General features: G+C 57.3%; 15 protein-coding genes. 10 read left to right on the top strand and 5 right to left on the bottom strand.

Annotation, left to right across the window (positions count from 1 at the left end; genetic code table 11):
- Window positions 1-203: 203 nt before the first annotated feature.
- Window positions 204-1,244, bottom strand: coding sequence for an alcohol dehydrogenase (locus NQ491_RS04620; RefSeq protein ID WP_026089730.1), 1,041 nt, complete (start codon window positions 1,242-1,244; stop codon window positions 204-206).
- A gap of 731 nt (window positions 1,245-1,975) precedes the next feature.
- Between NQ491_RS04620 and era the strand changes: the two genes are divergently transcribed.
- Window positions 1,976-2,857 carry a GTPase Era gene (era, locus tag NQ491_RS04615; protein ID WP_026089729.1) on the top strand — a complete coding sequence of 294 codons (882 nt, stop codon included), beginning with the start codon at window positions 1,976-1,978 and terminating at the stop codon, window positions 2,855-2,857.
- Window positions 2,858-3,531: 674 nt separating this feature from the next.
- Window positions 3,532-4,506 carry a deoxyhypusine synthase family protein gene (locus NQ491_RS04610; RefSeq protein ID WP_019246416.1) on the top strand — a complete coding sequence of 325 codons (975 nt, stop codon included), beginning with the start codon at window positions 3,532-3,534 and terminating at the stop codon, window positions 4,504-4,506.
- 802 nt (window positions 4,507-5,308) lie between these two features.
- On the opposite strand, the gene NQ491_RS04605 is transcribed toward NQ491_RS04610, so the two are convergent.
- Window positions 5,309-5,575, bottom strand: a complete 267-nt coding sequence (locus NQ491_RS04605; protein ID WP_019246415.1) for a putative signal transducing protein — start codon at window positions 5,573-5,575, stop codon at window positions 5,309-5,311.
- 174 nt (window positions 5,576-5,749) lie between these two features.
- Here NQ491_RS04605 and dnaE point away from each other — a divergent pair, with 174 nt between their 5' ends.
- Together dnaE and trxA (NQ491_RS04595) are read left to right on the top strand one after the other, a co-directional pair.
- The gene (dnaE, locus tag NQ491_RS04600; protein ID WP_019246414.1) at window positions 5,750-9,373 is read left to right on the top strand and encodes a DNA polymerase III subunit alpha; all 3,624 of its coding nucleotides are present in this window, start codon (window positions 5,750-5,752) and stop codon (window positions 9,371-9,373) included.
- A 133-nt stretch (window positions 9,374-9,506) separates the two neighbouring features.
- The gene (gene trxA / locus NQ491_RS04595; protein WP_026089728.1) at window positions 9,507-9,821 is read left to right on the top strand and encodes a thioredoxin; all 315 of its coding nucleotides are present in this window, start codon (window positions 9,507-9,509) and stop codon (window positions 9,819-9,821) included.
- 459 nt (window positions 9,822-10,280) lie between these two features.
- On the opposite strand, the gene NQ491_RS04590 is transcribed toward trxA (NQ491_RS04595), so the two are convergent.
- Both NQ491_RS04590 and NQ491_RS04585 read right to left on the bottom strand, forming a co-directional pair.
- Complete coding sequence (locus tag NQ491_RS04590) at window positions 10,281-11,180, bottom strand: alpha/beta hydrolase (RefSeq protein WP_019246412.1); 900 nt, start codon at window positions 11,178-11,180, stop codon at window positions 10,281-10,283.
- A gap of 450 nt (window positions 11,181-11,630) precedes the next feature.
- Window positions 11,631-12,500 (bottom strand): alpha/beta hydrolase, encoded by an 870-nt coding sequence (locus NQ491_RS04585; protein ID WP_019246411.1) that lies wholly within the window; start codon window positions 12,498-12,500, stop codon window positions 11,631-11,633.
- 1,272 nt (window positions 12,501-13,772) lie between these two features.
- Between NQ491_RS04585 and NQ491_RS04580 the strand changes: the two genes are divergently transcribed.
- From NQ491_RS04580 to trxA (NQ491_RS04555), 6 genes are all read left to right on the top strand, one after another.
- Window positions 13,773-14,495: a helix-turn-helix transcriptional regulator gene (locus tag NQ491_RS04580; RefSeq protein ID WP_147524785.1), complete on the top strand. Its 723-nt coding sequence runs from the start codon at window positions 13,773-13,775 to the stop codon at window positions 14,493-14,495.
- Between the two features lie 563 nt (window positions 14,496-15,058).
- Window positions 15,059-15,241, top strand: a complete 183-nt coding sequence (locus tag NQ491_RS04575) for a hypothetical protein (protein ID WP_157365675.1) — start codon at window positions 15,059-15,061, stop codon at window positions 15,239-15,241.
- Between the two features lie 294 nt (window positions 15,242-15,535).
- A complete protein-coding gene (locus NQ491_RS04570) occupies window positions 15,536-15,901 on the top strand; it encodes a hypothetical protein (RefSeq protein WP_147524783.1) in 366 nt (121 codons plus the stop codon).
- Between the two features lie 533 nt (window positions 15,902-16,434).
- Complete coding sequence (locus NQ491_RS04565) at window positions 16,435-16,806, top strand: MarR family winged helix-turn-helix transcriptional regulator (protein WP_026089726.1); 372 nt, start codon at window positions 16,435-16,437, stop codon at window positions 16,804-16,806.
- 7 nt (window positions 16,807-16,813) lie between these two features.
- Window positions 16,814-17,029 (top strand): DUF6132 family protein, encoded by a 216-nt coding sequence (locus NQ491_RS04560; protein ID WP_074431135.1) that lies wholly within the window; start codon window positions 16,814-16,816, stop codon window positions 17,027-17,029.
- A gap of 224 nt (window positions 17,030-17,253) precedes the next feature.
- Window positions 17,254-17,724: a thioredoxin gene (gene trxA, locus NQ491_RS04555; protein ID WP_019246405.1), complete on the top strand. Its 471-nt coding sequence runs from the start codon at window positions 17,254-17,256 to the stop codon at window positions 17,722-17,724.
- A 345-nt stretch (window positions 17,725-18,069) separates the two neighbouring features.
- Here the strand turns inward: trxA (NQ491_RS04555) and NQ491_RS11285 are convergent, their stop codons facing one another.
- Window positions 18,070-19,122, bottom strand: a complete 1,053-nt coding sequence (locus NQ491_RS11285; RefSeq protein WP_019246404.1) for a DUF4396 domain-containing protein — start codon at window positions 19,120-19,122, stop codon at window positions 18,070-18,072.
- Window positions 19,123-19,245 lie beyond the last annotated feature (123 nt).

Below are 19,245 nucleotides of genomic sequence, written 5' to 3'. Positions count from 1 at the left end.
ATAAATTTATTTTTGGCAATTATATACTTCAACATACCGAGCATGTTCGCACCCGGAAAAGTCATTATGTCTGTTAGCTGCGGCATGCGGCCCCTGGTTTCGTGTCCGGTTAGGTTCCTGCCGTGAAGTCTCCTCCGTCGGAGGAGATTGCGTACGTGGAGCCGGTTATATGATTGGAATGTCGATTGTCGGAGCCGTGGCCGTTATTTGCCGCATTCGATCGCCACTTTGATTACTCCGTCCTGCCGGTTTTCGAAAAGGCGATAAGCCTCGTCGATACGGCTCAGTGGAAAACGGTGCGTAATAAGCGGCACGGTGTCGATCCGGCCCTGTTCGATCAGGCGTAGAATCTCGGCGCAGTCGCAGCCGTCCACGCCGCCGGTCTTGAACGTGAGATTCTTGCCGTACATGTCCGGCAGAGGCAGTGTTTGAGGCCGGTCGTAGAGCGCCACTACGGTAACGACGGCATGGGGACGGGCGCACTCCCATGCCAGACGGAACGTATCGTCCGCTCCCGCCACTTCGAGCACTCTGTCGGCTCCGCCGTGATCGCTGTGGCGGGATACGAAATGCCGGCATTCCTCGGGCCCGCAGACCAGCACTTCGGGATAATGCTCTTGCACGAAACGGATTCGTTCGGGCGACTTTTCGCAGACGATAATGCGTTTCGGATGCCGGAGCATGACGCAGAGCAGGGTACAGATGCCCGTAGGCCCGGCGCCGATAATAAGCACCGTGTCTTCTTCGGCGATTTCCGAGATCCGGGCGGCCCAGAAACCCGTGGCCAGAATGTCGCCTACGAAAAGCGCCTGTTCGTCGCCGACCGTGTCGGGAATACGGTTCAATCCCTGATCGGCATGGGGCACGCGCATGTACTCGGCCTGGCCGCCGTCGATACGGCAGCCTAACGCCCAGCCGCCGACCGGATCGGCACAGTTGTTCACATACCCGCGCTTGCAGAAAAAGCACTCGCCGCAGAAAGTTTCGACATTGACCGTTACCCGGTCGCCGGGCTTGGTCGAAGTGACGGCCGGGCCGACTCGTTCTACGATACCCACCATTTCGTGGCCGACCGTAACGCCCGGTACGGCGCGAGGCACGCTGCCGTGCTTGATATGCAGGTCGCTGGTGCAGATACTGCCCAGCGTTACGCGCACAATGGCATCGCGCGGATCTTCCAACTCCGGCTTCGGTTTGTCCAGCAGCTCGAACTTTCCTCGTTCGATATAAGTATAGGCTCGCACGGGTAAAAACGTTTTTCTCCACGAATTTAAACAATTTTTCGACGATATATCGAAAAAAGACGCGCTCTGTTGTTTTTCACGGTACCGGATCGTATCGTTCGGACGGTCCGTCAGGTTGCCCGTCTGTGTCGGTGAGGATCGTCGGTCCGTATTCTCCGACGGCGTGCGGTCGGAAAAATCCGATGTACGGCGGAAGGGATTCAAACCGGGGAGATGCGAAAATCGGGACCGATTCGGAAATAAACGCAGTGAATTTTCGCACGGTGATTGGGCGGGCTTTTCGCTCCCGAGATCGCAAGGACGTTCCGAACGGGGCGCGGAGGTCTCAGTGCGGCGGTCCGGCCGTGGCCTCTCCTGTACGTTTCGGTCGTGCGGCGAAAGAGAATTCGGGCGCCTTTTCGGTAGAGGTCGTACGGCGTCCGCTATGACGGCGTATATGGTGCCGACGGGCGACGGCAGGGCTTTCGCACGTTGTTTTCCGGTGCGGTCTGTTCGGCCTTTCCGATAGGCCGTTCCGTCCGATCGATGGATGCCGACATGCGAGGAACTGTGCCGGAAAGGCAGGAATACGCCGTTTCGGCCGCACGGCGGTCTGCCGTATCCGGTTGGTCGTTCTGTCGTTGTGCCTTTTCTGCCGCCCGGCTGCGACATGCGGGAAGCGCTGCGGAGCGTGGCGACGCCGATTTTCGCATCCCGCAAATAAAACCTATCTTTGGGCTAAAAATACGGCTATGCATAGATCAGGTTTCGTCAACATCATAGGCAATCCGAACGTGGGCAAGTCGACGCTGATGAACGCGCTGGTCGGCGAGCGGCTGTCGATCATCACCTCGAAGGCCCAGACCACGCGCCACCGGATACTGGGCATCGTCAACGGCGACGATTTCCAGATCGTCTATTCCGATACGCCGGGCATCCTGAAGCCCAGCTATAAGCTTCAGGAATCGATGATGCGCTTCGTGCAGGGGGCGCTCAAGGACGCCGACGTCATCCTGTACGTGACCGACGTGGTCGAAGGGACCGACCGCCGCAGCGAGATTTTCGACCGTATCGCGCGCAGCGGTATCCGGACGATTCTGGTTATCAACAAGATCGATCTGACGACGCCCGAGCGGCTCGAGGAGCTGGTCGGGCAGTGGCGCGGGATTCTGCCCGACGCCGAGATCGTTCCGGTCTCGGTCCTGAACGATTTCAATATCGGCGGGCTGTTCGACCGGATTCTGGCCGCTTTGCCCGAGGGCGAGCCGTTCTATCCGAAGGATGCGCTGACGGACAAGACGCTGCGCTTCTTCGCTTCGGAGATCATCCGCGAGAAGATATTCCTGAACTATGAGAAGGAGATTCCCTATTCGGTCGAGATAGCGATCGAGGAGTATAAGGAGGAGCCGTCGATCGACCGCATATCGGCCACGATCTACGTGGCGCGAGAGAGCCAGAAAGGCATCGTGATCGGTCATCGGGGCGAGCGCCTGAAACGGGTCGGAACGCAGGCCCGCGAGGAGCTGGAACAATTTCTGGGCAAGAAGGTTTTCCTTCAGCTGTTCGTCAAGGTCAACGACAACTGGCGCAACGACGACCGTCAGCTCCGCCGGTTCGGCTATATCGAACAGTAGGTACGGGGCGTTGCGTGGCGAGCGGGGCCGCGCGCTGGCGGCCGGGGCGGCATGTGGGGGAGGCGTCGGTCCGCTGTATCGTTCGGGCCGGTTCGCTTGCCGTAACCGTCTCCGTATTCGTCCCGTTCGTCGCGATCCTGAATTTCCGGTAATTATAATGCCTCTTTGCAGCCGTTCCGGACGGTCCGACCGCTCCGGACCGCTCATGGAAAAGAGTCCTGTGGTTCGGTAGCGTATCGATAGTCTGATTGAGATTATGAAAGTTGCGACAACAGGGTGTGGGAAGCGGCAGGGCAGAATATGTATGTGATCGGTCGGAATCGTCGCTCCCGATGCTTTTTCATTCAGTACGGTCTTTATGAATCGCGCGGGCAGATCGTCTTCTCGTCCCGGGGCGTCTGCAACCCGAGTTCGAAGTGTTAAGAGTGCGGAAGCACCCGCCGCCGGCCGACAAAGATCGAAAGTGATATGATCGGGGGACGATCGGTCGTTATACGTTGTTTCGATTCGTATCGGAGCTCGGGCCGGACAGGACTGCGTCCTCCGTACCGGAGCGTTTCCTCGCTTCTTGTCGACCCGTTGCCGGAGGCGGCCGGCGACCGAGAATTTTTTACCGATTGTCCGTTTAAATTGCTACCTTTGTGACTCTTGAAACCTTAATCAGCAAATAAAAAATGGAAAAGGGACCTGTTTCACAGTTTATCACGCATCACTACCGCCATTTCAACGCGGCGGCCCTGATCGACGCCGCGAAAGGATACGAAGCCCATATCGACGCCGGCGGCAAGATGATGATCACGCTGGGCGGCGCGATGAGCACGGCCGAGCTGGGCATCTCGCTCGCCGAGATGATCCGCCGGGACAAGGTGCAGATCATCACCTGCACGGGCGCCAATCTGGAGGAAGATATCATGAATCTGGTGGCTCATTCGCACTATAAGCGCGTACCGCATTACCGCGACCTGACGCCTCAGGACGAGTGGAACCTGCTCGAGAATCATATGAACCGCGTGACGGATACCTGCATTCCGGAGGAAGAGGCGTTCCGCCGCCTGCAGGGGCATATCTTCAAGATATGGAAGGATGCCGACGACAAGGGCGAGCGCTATCTGCCCTACGAGTTCATGTACAAGCTGCTGCGCAGCGGCGAGCTGGAGCAGTATTACGAGATCGATCCGAAGAACAGCTGGATGCTGGCCGCCTGCGAGAAAAACATCCCGATCATCGTTCCGGGCTGGGAGGACAGCACGATGGGCAACATCTTCACTTCTTATGTCATCAAGGGCGAGCTGAAAGCCTCGACGGTCAAGGGCGGTATCGAGACGATGATCTTCCTGACGGAGTGGTATCGCGCCAACAGCGGCGGGAAAGGCGTCGGCTTCTTCCAGATTGCCGGGGGCATTTCGGGCGACTTCCCGATCTGCGTCGTGCCGATGATGTATCAGGATCTGGAGTGGGAGGACACTCCGTGCTGGGCCTATTTCTGCCAGATTTCGGACTCGACCACTTCGTACGGTTCCTATTCGGGCGCCGTACCCAACGAGAAAATCACCTGGGGCAAGCTGCTGCCCGATACGCCGAAATTCATCGTCGAGTCGGACGCCACGATCGTCGCCCCGCTGATCTTCGCCTATGTGCTCGGCTGGTAGCTTGCCCGTAAGCCGGGCGGACCGGGTGTAGAGACAGACCGGTTTTCTGGAGACGGGATATGGATAGGCAGCGGCGTCTTATGCGGACGCCGCTGTTTTTTTCGTAGGTTTGGTTCTGTATTTTATCAGGTGTTCGGCAAATAACGGAGAGGGTTGGATGGATGTAGCGCGGTTCGGTCTCTGCTGTGCGGACCGTTTTTTTTCCGTGATGCGGGATATAGTCGGTCTTGTACAGGGACGCAGGGGCATAAATTAAGGAAAAGCGGGGATAACCGGGGATAACCGTGTGCCGTAGGATACTCCGGGTCGTGCCGGGGCAGGCGTTGGGGTTTCGGCACTGCCGGCGGGGCGTCGTCCTTGTTTTGTTTGGCGAAATACGGGCCGTTTCGGGTCGGAATCGGCGGCATGGAAGGCGAGGACGTCAGCGTGTCGTTTCTTTGGCGGGATGTCGCGTGCATGTCGTCTCTTTCGGGGAAAGGCTCGGCGGTGTCGGTCTGTCGCGGCATACGGTTAGTCCCGCTTTTTATCTTGAGGTCGAGAGATCGCCCGCTCGTTCGGTAGGTCGCGGATGCCTTTTCCCTGCAAGCCGTCCGGGGGCGGCAGAATATCCGTGATCCTTTGCCGCACGCTCCCGGGCATGCCAGTTCTTTCGACCGGACGGTTGTAACGGCGCGTTGGGAAAAAGCAAATGGATTTTGTCCCTCCGACTGTCGTGCGGTACGTAGCCGTCACCGGCCCGGAACCGGCGGCCTTGCCGGGCGGGTAGGGGAGCTCTGGTCGGGGCCGGTAAAGGCGCGTTTGCTCAGGGCTTCTTGCGCCGTTTGGCGCTCTCCGTGTCGAATTCTTCCTGATCGAATCCGGCAGCAAGGATCTCCTCGGCCTTCGCGGCATCGGCCTCGTTGACCACGAGACGGATTTTCGACAGGTCGCCCGGAATCGGCAGAATGTCCGAGATGCCTTCGTTGAGCAGTTCGCACCGGATGCCGTTGCTCTCGAGCAGGCTCTGATAGATCGAGGCCTCGCCCGCCGATGAAAAGGTTTTCAGAACCGATAATTTCGAGTTGTCCATGGCTTTGCGTATTGAGGGTTTGTTCGGTCGGGGACCGCGCGGATCCGGATGCCGGATTTCGGTCCCTTTCCCGATACAATGTACGAAATATTGTTGATAAAATGCACTTTCCGTGCCCGGTATTTCCGTTTATTTTTCGTTACTTTTGTATCGAGGCATAATATATGGGAAACAATGGGGCAGTTCACTCATCTTCATGTACATACGCAATATTCGATTCTGGACGGCGCGGCGGCTATCAAGCCGCTGCTCAAGCGAGCCAAGGAACTCGGCATGACCGCGCTGGCGATCACCGACCACGGCAATATGTACGGGGTCAAGGAGTTTCACGACGCGGCCGAAAAGGAGGGGATCAAGCCGATTCTCGGCTGCGAGGTCTACGTGGCCGGAGGCAGCCGCTTCGACAAGAGCGGCAAGGACGACCGGGGCGACCACTTGATTCTGCTGGCCAAGAATCTGGAGGGGTACCACAATCTTTCCAAAATCGTGTCGTATGCCTTTACCGAGGGGTTCTACTACCGTCCCCGGGTCGACAAGGAACTGCTGCGCCTCTATCACGACGGGATTATCTGTTGCTCGGCCTGCCTGGGCGGCGAACTGCCGCAGGCTATCATGAGGGGCGACATGCAGGAGGCGCGCCGCGTCGTCGAGGAGTTCGTCTCCATTTTCGGCGAGGATTACTACCTCGAGCTGCAGCTTCATCAGAGCGGTATTCCGCGTATCGACGAGCAGGTGTACGAGAATCAGAAGAAGGTGAACGCCGCGCTGTTGCAGCTTGCCGCCGAGTACGGCGTGAAATATATCTGCTCGAACGACGTGCACTTCATCATGGCCGACGACGCGCCGGCCCACGACCGGCTGATCTGCCTCAATACGGGCCGCGATCTGGACGATCCGAACCGTATGCGCTATACGTGGCAGGAGTACCTCAAGAGCGAGGAGGAGATGGCCGCGCTGTTCCCCGATCATCCGGAGGCTCTGGCCACGACGGCCGAGATCGCCGGGAAGGTCGAGGAATACTCGCTCGAGCATAAACCTCTGATGCCGAACTTCCCGATTCCGGACGACTTCGACGTACCGCTGGATCAGCTCAAGGAAACGTTCCGCAAGAAGATCAAGGACGAGGCCGTGCTCGCCGAGATAGACCGATGTACGGATTCGCTCGACGAGGTGGTCGGGCGGCATCCCGAGCTGTCGGACCAGCTGACGATCGCCAAGCAGTTCCGCTATCTGGAGCATCTGACCTACAAGGGGGCCGAGAGACGCTACGGCACGCTGTCGGACGCTGTCCGCAAGCGTATCGAGTACGAACTGTCGACGATCGAGTGGATGGGTTTCCCGGGGTACTTCCTGATCGTGTGGGACTTTATTCGCGCCGCCCGGGAAATGGGCGTCTCGGTGGGGCCGGGCCGGGGCTCGGCGGCCGGGTCGGTCGTCGCCTACTCGCTGACGATCACCAATATCGACCCGATGAAGTACGACCTGCTGTTCGAGCGCTTCCTGAATCCCGACCGGATTTCGCTTCCGGACGTGGACGTCGATTTCGACGAGGACGGCCGCGCCGACGTGCTGCACTACGTGGTCGAGAAGTACGGCAGCAAGCGCGTCGCGCAGATCGTCACGTTCGGCACGATGGCGCCGAAGGCCGCGATCAAGGACGTCGCCCGCGTACAGAGGCTGCCCCTCTCGGAGAGCAACCGCATCTCGAAACTGGTACCCGAAAAGCCCGGGACCACTTTCGCCAAGGCCTACAAGGAAGTTCCCGAGCTGGTAAAGGAAAAGGAGTCGGACAATCCGCTGATCCGCGACACGATGAAGTACGCAGAGAAACTCGAGGGCTCCGTGCGCCAGACCGGCGTGCACGCCTGCGGCGTGATTATCGGACAGGACGATCTGGAGAAGTTCGCTCCGATGGCCATAGCGAAGGACGCCGAGTTGAACGTCGTGCAGTACGAGGGCAAGCTGGTCGAGAGCGTCGGGCTGATCAAGATGGACTTTCTGGGTCTCAAGACGCTGTCGATCATCAAGGATGCGCTCGAGAACATCGAGTCGACGACCGGCAGCCGGCCCGACATCGACGCGATCCCCCTCGACGATCCGCTGACTTACGACCTCTACAGCCGGGGAGAGACGACGGGGCTGTTCCAGTTCGAGTCGCCCGGCATGAAAAAACATCTGCGCAACCTGAAACCGAACCGTTTCGAGGACCTGATCGCGATGAACGCGCTGTACCGGCCCGGTCCGATGGAATATATTCCGAACTTCATCGCCCGCAAGCACGGTCTGGAGCCCGTCACGTACGAGATACCCGACATGGAGGAGTATCTGAAGGACACGTACGGCATTACGGTCTATCAGGAGCAGGTCATGCTGCTGTCGCAGAAGCTGGCCGGCTTTACCGGGGGAGAGGCCGACACGCTGCGCAAGGCGATGGGAAAGAAGAAGCGCGACGTGCTGGACAAGATGAAGCCCAAGTTCATCGAGGGCGCGAAGAAGAACGGGCACGACCCGAAAATCTGCGAGAAGATATGGGGGGACTGGGAGGCGTTCGCGTCGTACGCGTTCAACAAGTCGCACTCGACCTGCTACGCTTACGTTTCCTATCAGACGGCCTATCTGAAGGCCCACTATCCGGCCGAGTTCATGGCCGCACTGCTGAGCCGCAACCTGTCGGATATCAAGAAGATCAGCTTCTTCATGGACGAGTGCAAGCGGATGGGCCTCTCGGTGCTGGGGCCCGATGTCAATCACAGCAAGATCCGCTTCTCGGTCGACGAGGGGGGCAATGTCCGTTTCGGTTTGGCCGCTATCAAGGGCGTGGGCGAGTCGGCCGTGCAGAATATCATCGACACGCGCAAGGAAGGAGGGCCTTTCAAGTCCGTGTACGATTTCGTAGAGCGGGTCAATCTGCAGACCGTCAATAAGAAAACGTTGGAAAATTTGGTGCTCGGAGGCGCGTTCGACGCGATCAGCGACCTGCCGCGCAGCGCCTATCTGGCGCGGGACGAGCACGACGGTACGCTGCTGGATGCGCTGGTACGGTACGGAAACCGCGTGCAGAGCGAGAAGAACAACGTGCAGCAGAGCCTGTTCGGCGGCATTACCGAGGAGTCGTCGGTGCAGAAGCCCGAGCCGCCGCAATATACGCCTTGGACGAAACTCGAGACGCTGAACCGCGAGCGCGACGTGATCGGGATCTACCTGTCGTCGCATCCGTTGGATGACTTTTCGTTGATTATCAAACATTACTGTACCTGCTCGCTGGGCGATCTGGCCGATCTGCCGTCGATGAACGGGAGAGATTTCGTCGCGGCGGGCATGGTCACCTCGGTCATGCACCTGACCACGAAGACGGGCAAGCCCTACGGACGCTTCACGATCGAGGATTACAACGGCTCGCACGAATTCGTGCTGTTCTCGAAGGATTACGAGAATTTCCGCCGCTTCCTGTTCGAGGGTTACTATCTGCTTATCAAGGGGAAGGTCGCTCCGCGCATATACAATCCCAACGAGCTGGAGACGCGCATTACGTCGATCATGATGTTGGCCGAAGCGCAGGAGACGCTGATGAAGGAGGTGACCGTGTCGGTTCCCGTCGACGAACTGACCGAGGAATTGGTCGGCAGGCTGTCGGCCGCCGCGAAGGAGAACCGGGGCCAGGTGATCCTGCGTTTCAAGGTGTACGACCCGGCAGCCGAAGTGGCAGTGAATTTGTATTCGAAGAGCGTCAAGGTCGCGCTGACCGGCGACCTGATCCGGACTTTCGACGATTACTCGCTTCGATATACGTTGATGTAGAGCGTATCTCGCTGAAGTTCGGCGCGATGCGGAAAACGTAAATAACTTGTTGACCGTTTTGTCCGCCGCGATGCGTTTTTTTCGGAAGGAATTGTCAACTTTGCGACAGACAAATCATTTAAAATTCACCGATATGGCACTTGCTATCACCTCTGAAAATCTGAAAACCCTGATGGATTCGGGCAAACCGCTGGTCGTCGATTTCTGGGCCGAATGGTGCGGACCCTGCCGGACGATCGCTCCGATTATCGACGAACTGGCCGCCGAGTATGAAGGCCGCGTAGCGATCGGCAAATGCGACGTGGACGACAACAATGCCGTCGCCACGCAGTTCAGCGTTCGCAACATCCCGACGATTCTTTTTATCAAGGGCGGTCAGGTGGTCGATAAGCAGGTCGGCGCCTGTCCGAAGAGCGTGCTCGAGGAGAAAATAACCAAGCTGTTGTAAGGAGGTTCCGCCGCTTCCCGTTTTCGGGAAGGGAGGGGCGGACGCGCCGAGCGTTTTCCGATCGAATGTCCGGATGGCGACGAGCTGTCCGGACATTTCTCGTTTGGAGAGGACCGGTCCGTTCGAGCGTTTCCGGCGGGCCCGTAGGCCGGAAAGCGCCCGGCTTTTTCCGTTTGCGCAAGGCGTTCGTTGAGGTTTCGGCCGTTATTGCGAGAGTTGGGCGGAGAACGCGGCGGAGACGTATTCGCGGGAACCGGTCCGCAACGTGCTTTCGCCCGGCGGCGCGGCTTCCCGTTGAAAACGGGGTTTTTCCGTTATGCGGACCGGCGCGGATGCCCGTTTCCTCCTGTCGTGTGGCGGCGGATACGTGGCGGTGGAAGCAGCGGATAGCCGGGTTGCCGGTCCCGTTCCGCGGTCGCGTCCGTCGCTTCCTTCCGTTTTCGCCCGGGCGTTGCGCAACTATGGAACGGAGCGTCCGGCCTGTTTTTCGCCGATCTCTTCGAGCCAGCGTCCTAGCGAGGCGGTCAGTTCGTCATGATATCTGAACGACGGGTTCCAGCCCCATCCGTGCTTGCCGCGAGGGTAGGCGTGCAGCTCGGCCGGGACGCCGTGCCTTTTCAGCGCCGTATAGTAGCAGATGCTGTTGCTGGGCAGCACGTTGTCGTCGTCGTCGCTCATGGCGAGGAAGGCGGGCGGCGTCCGGGCGGTCACTTCCTTCTCGCAGGAGTAAAGCGCGGAATCCGCCGGCACGTCGGCTCCGAACAGGTTGCCCATCGTCTCGCGGTCGATCATCCTCTCGTCGCGCGAGATAGCGGCGTACATCAGTACCGTGAAGTCGGGCCGGTCGTCCGTTCCCGTGAATCGGGTCGATGCGGCCGCCGCCAGATGTCCTCCGGCCGAGAAGCCCATGATGCCTATGCGGTGCGGATCGACATGCCACAGCCGCGCCTTTTCCCGGACCATTCGTATGGCCGCCAGCGCGTCTTCGACCGGAATGTCGGGATGTCCGTTCGGCATCCGGTAGCGCAGCACGACGGCCGTGATACCCCGCTCGTTCAGCCACCGGGCGACCTGTATCCCTTCGTGGTCGAAACAGACGGCCGCGTAGCCTCCTCCCGGACAGATCACGACGGCTTGGCCTGTGGCCCGGTCCGCATCGGCCGGGTAGGCCAGGTAGTCGGCCTCCGTAGCGCCGAAAACGATGTCCTGCGTCGTGCGTACGTTTTCGGGCGGCAGCCCGTTGCTGTCGGGTGCTCCTTGAGGGTAGAGCGGCCGGGCTCGAGGCGTCTGGGCTTGCAGGTGGCAGAGGCTCAGCAGACAGGCTGTCGCCAGAATCGGTCGGATGCGATATTTTCTCATGGCGTTCGATATTGGTCTGTTTTCCCCGGAGCAATCGGCAGCCGTGCGGTCCGGCCTCGGAGTTTTTTTCTGGCTCGTCCGCCGTCGCGTCTGCGGTCCGGTCGTCCGTTTATGCGGATAACGCTTGGGGCTCCTCGGTCGTTACGACCGAAATTTCTCGCCTCGCCGGAACGGGTCGGAATGCAGGGAGGGCCGGCGGAACTTCGCGCGCTTTGCCGAGCGCCGGCCGAGTCGAAGCAAGGACGGCGCACTTCCGCTCGCAGTGCGACGATCGGAATGCAGCGCATCGTCCGAGACACGATATGCGATTTGTTTGGAACGATTCCGCCCGCCGGTTCGCGAACCGGCCGTCCGACCGGTCTTATCCCGTCCGTGCGGTGTGTCCGGCGCGAGGCGCTGCGACTGAGACTGCGACTGAGAACTGAGACTGAGACTGAGACTGAGACCGGACTACTTCCGTATCTCTTTCAGCCAGCGGTCGAGCGATGTCCGCAGCTCGTCGTGGTACTTGAAGGTTTCGAGCCAGCCCCAGCCGTGGCCTCCCGACGGGTAGACGTGCAGCTCCGCCGGTACGCCGTGGGCCTTCAGCGCTTCGTAGTACATCGTACTGTTGACCGGGGGCACTCCTCCGTCGTCATCGCTCAGCGCCAGAAACGTGACGGGCGTGCGGTCCGACACCTGCTTCTCGTTCGAGTATCGGTCCACGAGCTCGATCGGAGCGTCCCGGCCGATCAGTTCCTCGCGCGATACCTTATGCGTGTAGCGCTCGTCCATCGTGATGACCGGGTAGATCAGGATCGAGAAATCGGGGCGCTGCGAGTCGTTCTCGAAATGGGTCGAGACCGTCGAGGCCAGATGCCCTCCGGCCGAGAAGCCCATGATGCCGACCTGATGCGGGTCGATCCCCCATTCGGCGGCGTGATCCCTCAGCAGCGCGATCGCCGTCCGGGCGTCGTGCAGCGGAATGTCGTGATGTCCGTTCGGCATCCGGTAACGGAGCATCAGCGCCGTGATCCCGCGCTCGTTCATCCATTGGGCGACCTGAATGCCCTCATGGGTGTAGGCTACGCCCAAGTAAGCCCCTCCCGGACAGATGACGACGGCCTGGCCCGTTGCCTTGGACGGATCGGCCCGAAACAGCATGTAGTCGGCCTCGGCGATCTTCTCCGCATGGCTTTCGGCATAAACGGCCTTGTCTGCGGGCAGTCCGTTGTTGTCCGGCGCGCCTTGCGGGTAGAGCGGCTGCGCTTCGGGAATCTGAGCTGTCGCCGGAAAAATCCAGAACAGGGCGCCGGCGAACAGCGATAAGGTCTTTTTCATAGGTATCTCTCGTTTGAATTGATCGATAAATGTAGGAAATTCCGGGCGATTTCGCAAGGGCGGCACAGCTTGCGTCCGCATCGGAGCGCTCGGTCGCTCCGATGGGGGGGGACAGGGGCGGCCCTTAGAGCATAGAATACGGCCTAAATGTGATATGCCGATCGGTCGGAAATAGAGCGGGAACATCCGTATTTTTCGGTCGTTTGATGACAATTTTTACACGGAAACCGCTTACGCACCGTTTTTTATCATTAATTTTGTTCTTCACAGACCGGGGAATAATAAATTGATTGGCAAAATGATATGGGACGAAATCGGATTTTCGCGTTTGCACTGGCTTTGACGGGTTTTCTGGCGTCCTGCGGAAAATTCAACGACCGGATGGGAGGAATTCTCTCGAGGGCCGAATCCGTGATGGACTCGTGTCCGGACAGCGCCGTCCTGACATTGGGCGAGATTACCAACCCGAGGTGGCTCAGCCGGCCGAACCGGGCTCTCTATTGTTTGCTTAGCATACAAGCAGCCGACAAAGCCGGACTGCCTCTTCCTTCCGACTCGCTGATAGACGTTGCCGTGAACTATTATTCGAGGCATCTGAAAGATTCCCATGCGGTTATGGCGTATTATTACCAGAGCAAGGCTCTGAATTCCGATGAGACGGCTCGGCTGGAGGCATTGTTAAGCGCGGAGGCGTTGATTCCTGAATGCCGGAATGACGGAGCGGCCGGTACGATATACTATTATTTGGGTGAGGCTTATGAAAAGCAATACGTTGATAGCGTAGCAAGACGTTATTATGAAAAAGCTCTCCTACATTATAGAAGGTCGGGACAGGCGAAAAACGAATTCTACGCATTGCATAGTTTGGGATGGTCGTATTTGTACGTGAAGAACTTTGTCGAAGCGGAAAAGAATTTTAGGGCGGCTTTGGCTATCGCCGAAGATATGCGTGACACGTCATGTCTGAACAAAATTTTCAGGTCTTTAAGCAACTTGTATAATTGGTTGGATGAATATGACAAAGCGAAAGAATGTATTATCAAGTGCACCGAATTCAATAAGGAGAACACGAACCATCATTATGTTTCTTTAGGTGATGTCTACTTCAGGCAAGGTCTGTTGGATTCGGCGAAGTTCTTTTATAACTATTATCTATCGAATAGGCCCCTCGATACGGCGAAGGTTGCGAGCGTTTTATATAGTTTATACCGGTTGGAAAGTCAGCAATATGCTTTCCAAGAGGCATTAAAGACTTTCGAGGAATACCATAAGATGTATCTGGCAATAAACGACAGAAACGAGCGGAACTCCATTATTGAGATTCGGCAGAAATATGACAGCGAGAGATTGAACTCGCAAAGGCAGCAGCTGATTATCCGTAACAGAACCTTGTTGATCGGTTTTCTGGTCATGCTTCTGATCGCGGTGGCTTCGGTCAGCACTTACAAGGTCGTTGTCGCGAAAAAGAACAAGCGGATCAGCGACGATATGGTCAAGCTGCGGGAGGCGGAAATCGCGAATCAGCAAAAGACGATCGACAATCAGCAACTGGAAATGAAAATCGACAAGCTGAATCTGCTGAAGTCGAGCGCGAAGACGCTGATCGAGTCCAAGCTGAGAATCATTCAGAAAATGAACGATATCCTGAAGCTGTGGAGCGACGACCGACGCGACAATCGGCGCTTTGCGCTGGCGGCCAAGGAGTTTTTCGACGACTATAAATTCACGCAGGACAGTTGGAAGGATATATACGAAATATCGAATCATATCGTCAGCGAAGATTTTCTGCACCGTCTGCGCGCGACGGAGTTGAAGCTGTCCGAGGACGATCTGAAGCTCTGTTGCATGGTCCTCGTCGAGATCAAGACGAACCAGATCGCCGATATTTTAGGCATTCAGCCGGCTTCCGTATCGAAAAAACGGAACCGTTTGAAAAAGAAAATCGACGGAAACTCCGACAAGACGCTCAAAAAGCTACTGTCCGCTTGGATTTGATTTAGGATAAATTATTGATATATAGTATATTTATGCGTATTCCGATTTGTCCGCATATGAAATTACAGGCAAATTTCAGCCTGTTTTAATTGTCTGATAATTAGGATATAAATTTTTCGAAAAATTCCGTTTTTTCGTATTTGTCATATGTCCGGTATCGTGTGTTCGGGTATCAACACTGAAAAAATTGGATATGTTTGCAACGGGTTTCGGTTCTGCTGTATGACGATGTCGTTTCTTTTTCGACTATCCGTTAAGAGTCTGCGACCCGGAAATTTTTTCAGGATGAGATTATGAAAATGCGAGTTTTGTTTTTGGCCATCGCGGCGGTATTGGCCGGCGCTTTGTCGGCGGGGGCCGAGGTCCCCGATACTCCTGTGACGAGAGGTCCTACCGATGAAAGAATAGAAATGGGGGGTAGGAAACCTGACGATGGGGAGGGTCCCAAACCGAGCGGAATTCCTGTCATAACGATTCGAGACGGCGAGTTCTTAGGATGGTATTACGATGGGTCCGCCAACGCGATCTACGTTACTTTCTCCGAACCCGTGAAATATGCGGAAGTGGTGTTCAAAAAAGGGCTCAGCCCCATAGGCTCGTTCAAAATGCTCTATCCGTCGCAGGGACTTTACGGGAAGATAAGTACCAATGGTTTGGGCTCGGGTAAAATGACGGTTCATTTCTATCCGATCGATATGAACGGCGAGCCCGTCGGGAGTTTCTACGGAGAGTTTACGAACAGATAGGAGTTTTATTTAGAGGTTTGCATAGATAAAATTAGGGGGCACAAAGGAAGGGTATATGTAATGGGTGAGCGTATCCCTTCCGCCCCCTAATCTTTTCAGTCTGTCGGTCGAGCGTTTCGTCCGCTTTTTTTGTTTGAACAAGGCCGGTAGGGAGGGTATCGGCCATATAAGGGATGGATTTCATGGAAGACAATCCCTGGATAGCGGATTGAAACCGCATTTGAATCCAGGAAAGAAACGATATTCATATCTTTCTGTGACTTTGCATGTAAAATGATGTATCAAGTCGTTAATATGGAAAATCTCCGGTCGGGTGAGTTGTACGTGTTTTCTGACAACGAGTTTTTCAATCCTCCCTCTTATGCGGTCGTGAGCGGCTGGGCATGCGACGGGATTTCTCTGAGCGTGCTGATGACCGAGTCTCCGTTGCCCGAACCGAGCATGAGAATCGATTGGGACTGCCGTTTGCCTCACGGACTCTCGTATTCCCGTTTGCCGACCGATGCGGAACGCGACAGGTTTTTCCGCATGCTCAAAGTATGCGATAGTCAGCAGAAACTGGTCGAGCATTGTTTCGCCGATCACGGCGATCGTTGCGAGATACGGTTTAAGAGAGTTTTTCTGCGTCCTGCGACTTTGGGGGAATCGGGCGACTGTTGAGATTCGTCCGGATTGCCGCGCAGGACCTCCTTATTTTTGCAGCATCCGAAATCGTTATGTTCTCGACCGGGGCATGGTCGGACGGTTGCCGTTGAAGCGAATGTCGCGGCGGTCGGTCGGGAAATCGGCGGACGACAAAAGGGACCGGCCGTGCCGGTTCGTTTCATTGCCGTTGCAAGCAGTTCGCCGGGGGGAGGGCCTTGCGCAAATGCCGCGATTCGATTCCGGGGCGATAGATCGGGCGGCTTTAGGCAACGGCATAGTCTTTTTTTTATATAGGGCGCGTTTCAGACGGGCAGATAGGCTTGTAAACCTTGGCTGTCGGATTCGAGGTTTCCGAACGGTCTGTCGTACGGATGTATCCTGCTTTCGGCAAGCGAGTTTGGCCCGTTTCGCTTTCGTTCCGAATAATAATTTCCATTGGAAATTTGTTTTATTGGAAAATAGTCGTATATTTGTCATGTGGTTTCCGATGGAAATTATTGATGTGGGAAATTTTCGAGCCGAGAGCTTCAAGCTTAAACGTGGAAAAGATGGAGATAGCATGTCTTATGCGCGATATATTGAAGGCGCTGAACGATTTCGAACGGGATTTCGAGCGGACGCACGGCGTCTGCCTGAATGAAGCGGCCGTACTCTGCTCGTTGAAGTCGGGGCGGCTTTCCGCTTCGGACATCGCGGCTAAAGTCGGACTCACTCCGTCCCATGCGTCGAAGGTTATTCGCAGCATCGAGCGCAAGGGACTCGTCGAGCGCGTGCTGGGCCAGCAGGACCGCCGGCAGATGTATTTCGACCTGACGCCCTGCGGACGCGAGCGTCTGGACGGAATGCGCTGCGGCAGCGTGGAGGTTCCGCAGTTGCTCAGGCCCGTGTTCGAGAAGCGTTGCGGCGCGTCGGAAAAATGAGAAAGAGATGAGAAAGAGAATGGAGAAATACGGCTTGACGCTGATCGGCGTAGTCCTTGGGGCTCTCGCCGGATATTTTTATTACCGGCAGGTCGGATGTGTGGACGGGAGTTGCCCGATTACTTCGTCGCCTTGGCTGAGTTCGGTATGGGGTGCGGCGTTCGGCGGCTTGCTGGCGAGTATGTTCAAAAGAAAGCCGAAAGAGGATGAGAACGGCCGTTGATGTGAAAAGGCAGAACGGCCTGCGGAAGCAGCGGTTCTATCGTGCGGGGCAGGAGTTCGGTCCGAAGGGCTGCGGCGCGGGAACCGGTCTTCCATGCGGGCGTGTCGTAATCGGTTACGTCGGCGAGGCCGGTCCGGAAATGCCGGTTACCCGTTTGCAACGGTCGGGATACGAAGCTTCGGTCGGGTCGGGAACGATAATTGAAAACAGTAAATCATAGTGTAATGAAAAATCTTTGGATCGCCGCTTTGGCCGCCGTACTGCTTGTCTCGTGCGGGGGCCGCGAATCGCAAAACCGAAACAAGCAAACAACTAAAACAGAGAAGAAAATGGGAGTACAGCATTTGACCAAAGCCGAGTTTTTGACCAAAGTGGCTAATTACGAGGCGTCCCCGAAAGAGTGGAAGTTCTTGGGCGACAAGCCCTGTATCGTCGATTTCTATGCGAGCTGGTGCGGCCCGTGCAAGATGATCGCGCCGATTCTGGAAGAACTGGCGAAAGAGTATGACGGGAAGATCGACATTTACAAGGTCGATACCGAGAAAGAGCAGGAATTGGCGGCCGTTTTCGGCATCCGTTCGATTCCCACGCTGCTGTTCTGTCCGACGGACGGACGGCCTCAGGTCGCTCAGGGAGCGATGAGCAAGGCCGATTTTGAAAAGGCGATCGACGAGTTGCTGCTCAAAAAGCAGTAAGAGCGGCTTGTGTCTCGCCGGAGAGAGCGACCGCCGGTCCCGTAAAACGGGACCGGCGGTTTCGTTCGGCATAGCGAGGGACGATTCGGCCGTCGTTCGATTCCGTTTGTATTTTCGCCGGCTCGGGCTTCGGACATAGAGGTACGTTACGATGCGAGACAGGATTGAACGGGATGCAGGATCGCCGTTTCCTCCGGAGCCGGCGGCCGGGTATGCTTTTCTCGGAACAGCGGCGGACAAGGAGCTTTCAGGGGCGGCGTCGGTTCTGGCATGGAACTCGCGGGCCGATGCGGCCGCTCGGACGAGACCGAAGCCTCGGGAGACAATGAGGATTTTTCGTACCGGCTACATGCCTTTCTTGATTCCGTGCCGGATCAGCCATGCGTTGACCGGGTAGGAAAATGCGAATCCCCAGCCCATGGCGATCTGCATCATGAACCAGAAGGTCCATGAGGTCCTTGGCAACGGGTGATCGGCAAAAAACGCGAAATGCACCAGAGCCATCCAGCCGTACATGCCTATTTGCCATGCCGTAAGCGACAGCGCATCGGCTTTAGCTGCCCGGCCGAGAGCTTCCCTGACGCCGACGGGCTCCATCTCTCGTATGGCGGCATATTGGAATCCGATGCCGATAACCAGGGCCAGCGCATAGTCCAGCACCCAGCTTCCGGCCAGCAGGCTACCTCCGAGCGAGACGGGCACGAGCCATGCGAAGCATTCGCCGATCAGGTCGGCCAACGTGCAGCCGGCTCCGCAGTGGAGGGTCGAGAGCACCGTCCGTTGCCATGAAGAGCGCTTTCCTTCGACAGTCATTTTCATGCCCTTCATGCCGGCCATGCCTGGCATGATCGCGTCCTCCATCGGACTCGCGCCCTCGGGCCCGACCGTTTTCGGCATCGGGGCATGGCTGAGGGAATTATCGCTCTTTTGTTGGCCGTTCCGTATGGAGCGTGCGTGCTCGACCGGTATGGCTGGCATGGCCGTTTGGGGCCGTTGTCCGGCCGGTGCGTTGCCGGAGGCCGTTTCGCAGAGGCCGCCGAGATGTTCCGTTCGGCTTGCGTCGTCCGGGTATGTCGTGCGTTCCCTTTCGGCTGACGCGGCGGTCGGCCCAGCACTCGGTTCGGTCTCTCTGAGCTTCGGGCCGCAGTCGGTCTGCGGCCGGATGGGGTAGGGAGCCGGCCTCGGTCCGGACCGGCCGTCGGAGGTTGCCGGACCGGAGCGGCCGAACGAAAAGTAGGCCCATAGGGCGGCCGCTCCGGCCCATAGGCCCGTCAGAATCCAGACCGGATTCATGATTCGCATCGGCTGGCGGCGGCGAGTCAGGTCGAGACCGATGATCAGCGCGGCGATCAGAGCCGAGACGACGATCAGAACCGAGATGATTTGCAGTAGGATCATGGCTGAAAGTATAGAGTGCATGGCATAAACCGTTCGGCAAAATATCCCCGGGACTTCGGTTCGGTCCGGCTTCGGACGCGGAAAACCGTCGGAGCGAACCTTCCCGGGCATTCGTCCGGTTCC

Origin of the sequence: Alistipes ihumii AP11 (assembly GCF_025144665.1) — a bacterium.
Lineage (GTDB): Bacteria > Bacteroidota > Bacteroidia > Bacteroidales > Rikenellaceae > Alistipes_A > Alistipes_A ihumii.
Note: the sequence above shows the minus strand (reverse complement) of the source record. Positions and strands in the feature narration are given on the sequence as shown.